Origin of the sequence: Streptomyces sp. NPDC096132 (assembly GCF_044763345.1) — a bacterium.
Classification (GTDB): Bacteria; Actinomycetota; Actinomycetes; order Streptomycetales; family Streptomycetaceae; genus Streptomyces.
Window position 1 is genome coordinate 1 of sequence record NZ_JBIWGA010000071.1, and the last position, 8,677, is coordinate 8,677.

Consider the following 8,677-nt stretch of genomic DNA (forward strand, 5'->3'; position numbering starts at 1 on the left):
CCTTCTTCCATGCATCCGCATCGGCCGACTCACCCGAACCAGGCCCCTGTTCGAACCCCACCGACCACCCGAGCGGATAGAGAACAGCCAGTTACTGATCTTTCAGAATGAAGTTCGGAGGCGGCGAAGACATATGAGGCAGCAGGCCAGTTCGAGCAGGCCCTGGTGGAGATCTGCGCGTCGTTCGTAGCGGATGCGGAGCCGCTTGAACTGGTGCAGCCAGGCGAAGGCGCGCTCGACCACCCAGCGCACCTTGCCCAGTCCGGAGCCGTGCGCGACGCCGCGTCGGGCGATCACCGGCTTGATGCCGCGCTTCCACAGCAGACGGCGGTACTTGTCGAAGTCGTAGCCCCGGTCGGCGTACAGGCGTCGGGTCTTGCGGCGGGGGCGTCCTCGTAGGCCCCGAATCGCTGGGACGGCGTCCAGCAGCGGCAGCAACTGGGTGACGTCATGTCGGTTCCCGCCGGTGAGCGTGACGGCGAGCGGCGTGCCGTGACGGTCGACGATTAGATGGTGTTTGGAGCGGGGCGCGGTCGACGGGCGAGGGGCCGACGTGATTCCCCCTTTCAGGGCCCGGACATGCGACCCGTCCATGGCGCAGTCGTCCAGGCCGAGAAGGCCAGCGCGGCGTAGTTCGGTGAGCAGGGCGGCGTGCAGGCGCGGCCAGACACCGGCCTCGGTCCAGTCTCGCAGCCGGCGCCATGCCGTCACCCCGGAGCAGCCCACGGTCTCGGCAGGGACATCACGCCAGGCGACACCGGTCCGCAACACGTACATGACGCCCGCGAGGGCGGCCCGGTCGGGAACACGCAGGCGACCCGGGTAGCGATGGCGCCGTGCGGGCTCGGGCGGCAGAAGCGGGGTCACCCGCTCCCACAGGTCATCCGGAACAAGATCAGCACGCACCCCGGACACCCTGCCGACCAAGATCATGGAGCACAAGACCCACAGCTGAACTCATTCTGAAACGATCAGTTAGGGACTGCTGGTTTTCGCCCACTTGCAGCAGAGGTGATGCGACGTGGACGATCCTCGCTCCTGGTAACAGCCACCTCACCACCAGGCGAACTCGCCCCGGTGAAGGGGTGTTCTGGAAGGGTGAGCCGCATGGACGATGGAGCCCTCCCGTTTCTTCACGTCAAGAATGAGCCCGGTGCGGTCGCGCGGTTCGGCCGGCTGGGCTCCACCAAGCATGTGAAGGGATACATGGTTGCCCTTCTGGTTGTTCCGTTGCTGCTTGTGTCCGGGTGCAAAGGCAGATACCAGCAGCAGTACGAGGAGGGCTACAGAGCCGGCCAAGATGAATCAACGGTGTGTGAGGAGTACGTCACACGAAGCGGAAGGGAACCATCCCAGCAGTGGATGGCAGGCTGCTCCGACGCCACTGCGGGCCGACCGGCCAATCCACCAAATTCTCGGTGACTGGCTTCGTCGGCCTCGACGGTGGTGGCGACGACAGCAGCGACCCGGCGGTCATCACCATCTGCAAGAAGCCCAAGGGCAAGAAGCTCCCGCCCGCGAAGAAGCAGGTCAACCAGCTGATCGCCGCAGAACGAGCCGTCTGCGAACACGACTTCGCCCACCTGAAGAACTGGCGCGTACTGACCCGGCTCCGCCTCGACGTGAAGTCGGCCACCCGGCTCGTCCGCTCGCTGATGGTCCTCAACTGGCACGCGATCGCCCGCTGAACGACGATCTTCACCGCAGACAGCCGCCGCCGACCAGCACGAGCATGACCTCACCCACCCATGCCACCCCCGTGACCTGCACGTTCAAGATGAACACGACTCATTGGGCGCCAGCCACACCTGTCGTCATTCGTTGGCACCCTCAAGTGATCAACGCACCACCACGGATGATCATGTGGTCGTGGAGGAACAGGTGCGTGACTACGGGTTTTCGCCGGCTCAGCAGGACGAGATCTGGAGACGCTGGCGTGAGGGACAGTCGTTGAGCTTGATGGGACGGGCGCTCGGGGCGCCGATGCACCACGTCCGCCGGTTGCTGCACCAGAGTGGGGGCGTCCGCCAGGCGCCACTGCGGCGGTCAACGCGGCATCTGACCGGCAGCGAACGCGAGGAGATATCCCGCGGTATCGCGGCTGGCGAGTCTGCCCGGCAGCTGGCGCGGCGGCTGGGCAGGTCACCGTCGACCGTCTCCCGGGAGATTGCCCGCAACGGCGGCCGGGCCCGCTACCGGGCCGCATCCGCAGACGCGGCCGCCTACGCGCGCGGGCGCCGGCCCAAGCCGGCCAAACTCGCCCAACGACCTGCTCTCCGTTCGCTGGTGGAGGCCAAGCTGGCGCTGTGCTGGTCGCCGGAGCAGATCGCGGGCTGGCTGCGGCGACAATTCCCGGTGACGTCGCCATGCAGGTCTCGCACGAGGCGATCTACCTCTCGCTCTACGACCCGCGACGCCGTCGGGCGATCGACCGCAACCTCACCCAGCGGCTGCGGACAACCCGTCCTATGCGTCGACCGAAGATTGCCCGTCGGCCCACTGGGCGGGGCGTCATCCGGGGCATGGTGTCCATCAGCGCCCGCCCTGCAGAAGTCGAAGACCGCACTGTCCCGGGCCATTGGGAGGGCGATCTTGTGATGGGCACACGGCCCGGCGGTCGCGACGCTCGTCGAGCGCACCAGCCGCTACACCGCCGTTGTCGCGTTACCGGACGGCATCAAGGCCGAGCAGGTCGCCCCGCACCTCACCTGCAGCCTGCTCGGTATCCCGCCCCAGCTGCGGCGGACGCTCACCTGGGACCGCGGCCGCGAGATGGCCGAACACCAGGCCATCACGGCTGAGACCGGCATGCCGAACTACCTCTGCAAACCGCGCAGCCCGTGGCAGCGCGGCACCGACGAGAAGATCAACCGGCTGCTGCGCCAGTACCTGCTCAAGGGCGCGGACCTCCGCAGGTTCAGCCAGGTCGACCTGGACGCCGTCGCCCACGAGCTCAACCACCGTCCTCGCAAGATCCACGGCTACCGCACTCCGGCAGAGGTCTACGCTGACCTTCTGAACAGCGGTGATGCGCTGACCGCTTGAGCCCGCCATCGTTTGCCGAGAGAGGGGGCGGCCGGGGCGAGGGTGCGGCCATTCGGGCAGCGGTCTGTCCTGGACGACGTTCTTCATGACCTGGTGGAAGTCAAGCGTTGGACGCCGGGGGGTCGGACGAGCTGCTGGTCGTAGAGCTGCTGTGCTGATCCGAGCCCTCAGCCCGAACCGGCGACCAGCGCCTCGCCGAGCGGGGTGCGCCGGTAGAGCACTGACCGTCCGGACCGGGCGCGGACGAGCAGCCCCGCGCCTCGCAGGATGGCGAGGTGGTCTCCTACCGCGCCGGGTGCCATGGCGAGGCTTCGGGCGAGGTGGCTGGTACTGGCCGGGGCGTCCAGCGCCAACAGCAACCGGGCTCGGGCCCGGCCGACCAGAGCGGTCAGCGTGTCCGGTTGGGGGACGGTTTCCTGTTCGCCCCACAGGGCGGCGGTGCCGCGGGCACGATAGACCAAGGTCCTGGGCCAGGGGTCTTCCAGGTGGGCTGCGATATGCCCGACAAAGACCGAAGGGATCAGCAGGAGCCCGTCGCCGGTGAGGCGGACTGTTCCGCCTCGGAAGAAGTCGATCTCGATACCGCCTGCGTGCCAGGCGATGCCCGGGTGCAGGCTCTCGATGGTCGTGGCCCATCCGTGTTCGCCGATCACACCCACCCGGTGCACGACATCGCGCTCACAGATCGCGCGCAGTTGCGGCCAGTCCGCAGCGAGCAGCTCGTGCCATGCCTGGTCCATCGCCTCGGCGATCCTGGAGACGGCGTCGGGCGAGTCCAGCACCGCGCGTACGCGGGGATCGCGGGCGGACGGGCCGGTCGCGGTAGTGGCGAATTCGCGGCGGGCCGCTTCCAGCGGCGCGGCCCTGATCATGGCCAGGTCGTCCGTCCAGGTCTGGTTGAGACCGCGCGGGGGCGGGGCGACGAAGTTCGGTCCGCCGTGCGGGGCCTGCAGAGCGAGGGCGGCGTCCAGTTCGGTCTCGCGGCGCAGCCGTTCAAAGGCCGGCAGGAGCCGGGCGGCCCAAGCTCGCGGCAGCGGCTGGCCCTGGCCGATGAGCGAGCGCAGCAGCAGGCAGAGGTCCAGCGCGGGCGACAGCGCGAACCGGCTGCGCAACAGGTCCTCGACGGAGACTTCGAAGCGCAGCACTCTGCCATGCTACCGCAGGACGTGGTTCCGATTCGTCCAGCGACGAATCAATGGTGAGTAGCGTGGGCGCACGGCGAGGCTGGGCGTCATGACCCCAACCGCCGAGCCCGCACAGGGCAACCACCGTGCCACCTACCGGGAGGTGCTGGCCGAGCCGCGATTCCGGCTGCTCTTCTCAACCCGCGCCGTCGCGATCACTGCGGACGCGCTGCGGATCACCACGTTCACAGTTCTGGTCTTCTCGGCCACCGGCTCCCCGCTGCTGAGCGCACTGGCCTTCGGCATCGGCTTCATCCCGCAGCTGTTCGGCTCGCTGTTGCTGGGCTCACTGGCCGACCGACTGCCGCCCCGCGCGCTCATCACCGGCGGCTACGCCTTGACGTGCGCCGCCGCCCTGCTGCTCGCCCTGGTGCAGATGCCGATCGCGGCAAGCCTCGGTGTCGTGGCGCTGGTCTCCCTCGCCACACCGGTGTTTCACGGCGCGTCGAGTCGGCTGGTCGCGCAGTCGCTGAAGGGCGACGCCTATGTACTGGGCCGGTCACTGAACAACATCGCTGGCTCCGGCGCGCAATTGTTCGGCCTGGCGCTGGGAGGTGCGGTCGTCGCGGCACTCGGGCCGCGCCGGGCGCTCGCGGTCAGCGCCGTCCTATACCTCGGCTGCGCGCTCGCTATCCGCATCCGGCTACCCCGGCTGCAGCCGGGAGAGTTCGGCGGCGCACGCGGCAGCGCTGGGGGCGATAGCGGGGCCGTCCGTGCAAGCCTGCATGGTGCAGGCCTGCTGCTGCGCGGACGCACAGTGCGACGACTGATGCTGGCCCAGTGGCTACCGCCCGCGTTTGTAGCGGGCGCGGAAGGCCTCATCGTCGCCTACGCGGGAGAACACCACTTCGCGCCCGGCTGGTACGCGGTGCTGATGGGCTGTCTGCCGGTTGGCATGCTTGTCGGTGACCTGCTGGTGGGTCGACTGCTACGGCCACGCGCCCGGGAGCGACTGGTAGCCCCGTTGATTGCGCTGGCGGGGCTGCCGCTGATCGGCTTTGCTGCCGAGCCCGGAGTGGGCGTCTCGTCCTGTCTACTGCTGCTCTGCGGCTTCGGATTGGCCTACGGTCTCGGCCTGCAACGGCCGTTCCTGGACGCCCTGCCGCAGGATGGCCAAGGCCAGGCCTTCGGCTTGCTCGGCTCCGGCAGCATGACGCTACAGGGCGTCGGGCCGGTTTGCTTGGGCTCGGTGGCCGCAGGCATTGGAACAGGCGGCGCAATCGCCCTGGCAGGTGGCGCGGTGGCGCTTACCGCCGGCTGGATTCTCACCTGGCACCCGTCCACCTCCCCGGTCCCCGTCCCGAACTACTCAACGGGATCAGAGAACAGCACCAAACAGCATGCGTGTAGTCCTCCTGCGCAGTAACCGTCGCAGGGCGGGTCAACCGCGAGCCGTCACGCATCCCACCCCCACCCCCACCCCACGTCTCTCTGACAGACAGTCACTCCCGGTAGCTCATGCGGAGGCCGCTGAACTGTGGGGCCGGCACAGTGGTGGGCAGCCCCAAGTCGAGGCGCTTGTCCATGTCGAGGCGGAAGGTGCCGTACGGAATTGACGTTCGACCAGAACAGCGCGGTCAGCCCGCGCCGGTCCTCGTCGCTCAGCTTCTTCGCCCAGGCCGGTTCGGCTGCCGAGCAGGGCGCGGACGTAGTCACGCATGCGCCGTCGCAGGTCGGCGCGGCCGAAACGGTGGCCGATGCGCAAGAACAGGTCGTCGAGTTCACCGTCCCAAGTCGCGTCGGCAAGGTCGTCGATCACGCGGGGAGGCTGCCCTCATCAGCGCGCAGACAGTTCCCGATGTCAATCGTTGGAGGGGTGGTCCGGCAAGACCGCCCCTGACATGCCAGCAGCCAACTACACTCCCGACGATGCCTCTGACCAGGCCAGATAGCGAAACGCTGCTGGAGTACTAGTACTCCAGCAGCACTTTGACGTTTTCCCTGCTCAGGGGCGGTCTGGGTGAGTGTAGAGGGCTGATGACCGGCCTGTGACCTCTTTCCCGGGCCCGCCCCTCGATCGTGTGCAGCCGCCGCTGAGAGTGACAGCGGCGGGCGACGGCTCGGCGTCGTCTGCGCCAGTGTGACCATCTCAGCGCGCGTGCGCTGATGAGGGGCTGGTGAACGGCGAGGGGTGAGTGGCCAGTTGCCAGGAGCCGCCGAACGTCTGCCACGGTGAGGGGCGCGAGGCAGGAACCGTTTCTGCTGCCCCTTTTGCCGCGGCGTCGGCGGCCATGACGGCCAGGAAGGCGTGCGCCAGTATGGCCAGGGTGATGTGCCGCATCCAGCCGGTGTAGCGGCGGACTTCGTACTGGTCGAGGCCGCACTCGTTCTTCGCGGCCTGGAAGGCTTCCTCGATGGCCCAGCGCGTCCCGGCGACGCGGACCAGGTGCTCGACCGTGGTGCCGAGCGGTGCGTAACAGAGGTAGTAGGCGATCTCCTCGGCTTTGCTGATGCTGCGGCGGGCCAGTGCCCACCGCTGGTGGGTGGGCATCTCGCCGTCGAAGTCCTCGATGAAGGTGATCTGCAGGGCGGCCCAGTGGTAGATGCGCGGGCCCTTGGCGCCGTCACCGCACGAGTGTCTCTCCCACGCTTCGTCGGGCGCCTGGGAGAAGAGGTGGTCGATTCGTCCGAAGTGGGGCACCTGCTGGGACTTGGGGACCGCGAGCACATAGCCCAGGCCGGTCTGCTCCAGCATGCGGCGCAGCCGCCACTCCTGACCGTAGGCCGAGTCCGCGGTCACCCAGCCGATCGGCAGCGGCGAGGCGATCGCCCTCAGCACCATGGCCTTGGCCAGGTCGGGCTTGGTGGCGAAGGTCCGCTCGTCCGGAATGTGCGCGGCGCGGCAGCGGTCGCGGTTGTCGGTCCAGGACTTGGGCAGGTACAACTCCCGGTCCACCAGGGCGCGTCCGCGTGTGGTGGCATAGGCGGCGAACACGCCGATCTGGCAGTTCTCGGTGCGGCCGGCGGTGCCGGAGTACTGGCGCTGCACGCCGGCCGAGGTGGTGCCCTTCTTGAGGAAGCCGGTGTCGTCGAGGATGAGGATCCCGTCGGGCTCACCGAGCCGTTCGGCTACGTAGTGCTGGAGGTCGTCGCGAAGTTCGTCGGCGTCCCAGCGGGCACCGTTCAGGAGCCGCTGGAGACGATCAGGTGTGCGGTGTCCGGTGCACAGGCCCGGATCGTCCTGGCGCACCATCCCGACAGCCTGGAGAAGAGCCGGCGTCAGTCCAGCCCCGGCCCTCGTGTACCGCACGCCCCGCTGCTGTCGCCCGGTCGGCGGCGCAGCGGGGCGTGCTCACAGGTGATGGGTGGACGGGATGCGGAAGGTACGTCACCGACGTCGAAGAGGTGTCGATGCCGTCACGCGTCCAGCGCATGAGCGGCACCGGGACCTGATCCACCGCAGAGCACACTTGCTGTGGGGAGGGGCGGTGTCTGTGGTCGCGGTCAGCAGTACGGACTCGGTGCTCAGGACTGCGACCGCACTTTCACACCGCTCGGGCCGCGACGACCGGCTGGTAGTAACCGCTGTCGGCCTCGCTGTACCACCGGACCTCGCCGAACCCGCTGTCCGCGAGCGCCCGCGTGAACTCCTCCCGCAGCAGCGCCCGGTAGACCGTGGAGCGCATGTCGGTCGTCCAGCCCGACTGCTCCTCGCGCATCAGGAACAGGTGGATCTTCATGGTCCGTCGGTCGTCCGCCCACTCCCACGCCTGACCGGCGATCACCCGCACCCCGTCCCGCTCCAGCAGGACGGGGGTGACACCGCGCACCCGATCGGCCAGCAGGGCGTCGTAGTCGCGCGTGCTCGCCAGGAAGACGCCGCCCGGCGTGAGGGTCCGGCGTATCGACCTGAGGGCGCGCAGGAGGCCGTCGTCGGTGACCAGATGCGGCAGCGCGTTGTCGAAGGAGATCACCGCGTCGAACCGCCGGTCGACCGCGTCGGCCACCTCGCGCACGTCCGCGACGAGCAGCGGGAGCCGGATGCCGTGCGCACGCGCCTCCGCGGCGGCGCGTGCGACGGCCCGCTCGCTGAGGTCCGATCCGACGACCTGGTAGCCGTGCGTGCACAAGGGCACCGCCTGGGTGCCGATCCCGCAGGTGCAGTCAAGGATGGCGGCCGGCGGTTCCACCCCCAAGGAACGCAGCAGGGCGTCGACCGTCGCGGCCTCGTCCTGCGCGCTGGCCCACCAGTCGCGGAACATCAGGTGATAGTCGTCGGCCAGAGAGTCGTAGAAGTCACGAACATCGAGCGACGTCATCCGCTACCTCCCGGAAGGCGGCCGGGCACTGCTCCGAGCGCACCAGTTTATTGGCATGAATGTTCGTCACACCATTCCCGGGGGAGTGCTCTAGTAGGACTCCGTTAGGTCTTCCTGTCGGGCCTGTTCAGGAGCACGGTGGGTGTGTGGATGCACATGAAGTGAACCGGGTCCGGGCGAAGTTGGCAT

7 protein-coding genes and 1 pseudogene are annotated in these 8,677 nt (G+C 68.4%); 4 read left to right on the forward strand and 4 right to left on the reverse strand.

The genetic code is table 11. The annotated features are described in order from the left end of the window. Positions 1-102 precede the first annotated feature (102 nt). Complete coding sequence (locus ACIRF9_RS52180; protein ID WP_403837646.1) at positions 103-906, reverse strand: IS5 family transposase; 804 nt, start codon at positions 904-906, stop codon at positions 103-105. A 512-nt stretch (positions 907-1,418) separates the two neighbouring features. Here ACIRF9_RS52180 and ACIRF9_RS52185 point away from each other — a divergent pair. Both ACIRF9_RS52185 and ACIRF9_RS52190 read left to right on the forward strand, forming a co-directional pair. Continuing rightward, entirely contained in the window at positions 1,419-1,688 is a 270-nt protein-coding gene (locus ACIRF9_RS52185) for a transposase family protein (RefSeq protein ID WP_403837648.1), read from the forward strand. A gap of 193 nt (positions 1,689-1,881) precedes the next feature. Beyond that, positions 1,882-3,045: pseudogene (locus tag ACIRF9_RS52190) on the forward strand (IS30 family transposase). A gap of 167 nt (positions 3,046-3,212) precedes the next feature. On the opposite strand, the gene ACIRF9_RS52195 reads toward ACIRF9_RS52190, so the two are convergent. Further along, positions 3,213-4,190, reverse strand: a complete 978-nt coding sequence (locus tag ACIRF9_RS52195; protein WP_403837650.1) for a winged helix-turn-helix domain-containing protein — start codon at positions 4,188-4,190, stop codon at positions 3,213-3,215. Positions 4,191-4,278: 88 nt separating this feature from the next. Here ACIRF9_RS52195 and ACIRF9_RS52200 point away from each other — a divergent pair, with 88 nt between their 5' ends. Then, complete coding sequence (locus ACIRF9_RS52200; protein WP_403837652.1) at positions 4,279-5,595, forward strand: MFS transporter; 1,317 nt, start codon at positions 4,279-4,281, stop codon at positions 5,593-5,595. 186 nt (positions 5,596-5,781) lie between these two features. After that, a complete protein-coding gene (locus tag ACIRF9_RS52205) occupies positions 5,782-6,069 on the forward strand; it encodes a hypothetical protein (protein WP_403837654.1) in 288 nt (95 codons plus the stop codon). A gap of 249 nt (positions 6,070-6,318) precedes the next feature. Here the strand turns inward: ACIRF9_RS52205 and ACIRF9_RS52210 are convergent, their stop codons facing one another. Continuing rightward, a complete protein-coding gene (locus ACIRF9_RS52210; protein ID WP_403837656.1) occupies positions 6,319-7,422 on the reverse strand; it encodes an IS701 family transposase in 1,104 nt (367 codons plus the stop codon). Positions 7,423-7,714: 292 nt separating this feature from the next. Beyond that, positions 7,715-8,488 (reverse strand): class I SAM-dependent methyltransferase, encoded by a 774-nt coding sequence (locus tag ACIRF9_RS52215; RefSeq protein ID WP_403837658.1) that lies wholly within the window; start codon positions 8,486-8,488, stop codon positions 7,715-7,717. Between the last annotated feature and the right edge of the window lie 189 nt (positions 8,489-8,677).